Raw genomic sequence first — 627 nt, 5'->3', positions numbered from 1 at the left:
CTCGGTGTAATAAGGCACTAAGCTGGTTACGGTTTGCAGTGTTTTCTCACCGATATCAATTTGCACAATATACAGCTTGTCTGCATTTTGATGACGAGCCACTTCAATGATTTTTCCGGTACGAATTTCTAATTTGGCAAAATCAGAGTAAGCGATAGTTTCCATAATTAAAACCCCAGTAAAGTTTTACTAAAAAGATAACGTTTACACTATCAGTAAGCTTAATAAATACAAGTGGTAAAGATCTCATTTCCGAAAGCAAATCTTCTATCAAATTGCACTTATTACACAATGGGTGTTTAATACTTTCAGTCAAAATTTTTAGCCACTAAAGGTTCTATATGGCAACGATCAAGGATGTCGCGAAAGAAGCCGGTGTTTCGGTCGCAACGGTTTCTCGCGTGATCAACAAGTCCCCAAAAGCCAGTCAATCATCGGTAGAGTCGGTCACCAAAGCAATGAGAAAATTGGGTTACAGACCCAATGCCGCAGCTCGCGCACTGGTGAGTCAAAGCACAAATACCATGGGTGTGTTGGTGAGTGATGTGTCCGATCCTTTCTTCGGCACGCTGGTCAAATCCGTCGACAATGTCGCGCGCGAAAATGGCAAACATATCTTGATTGGCA

At 41.8% G+C, this 627-nt stretch carries 1 protein-coding gene and 1 pseudogene; one reads left to right on the top strand and one right to left on the bottom strand.

The features are described 5' to 3' along the window. Positions 1–165 (bottom strand): annotated as a pseudogene (locus tag R7P74_RS27280) (tRNA-binding protein); the annotation flags it as partial. Between the two features lie 176 nt (positions 166–341). Here R7P74_RS27280 and R7P74_RS27275 point away from each other — a divergent pair. Continuing rightward, positions 342–627, top strand: a 286-nt coding sequence (locus tag R7P74_RS27275) for a LacI family DNA-binding transcriptional regulator (protein ID WP_318123802.1), incomplete at its 3' end; no start/stop codon positions are given.

This window comes from Vibrio sp. 2033, assembly GCF_033339735.1.
This window is presented reverse-complemented; position numbering and strand designations above follow the sequence as displayed.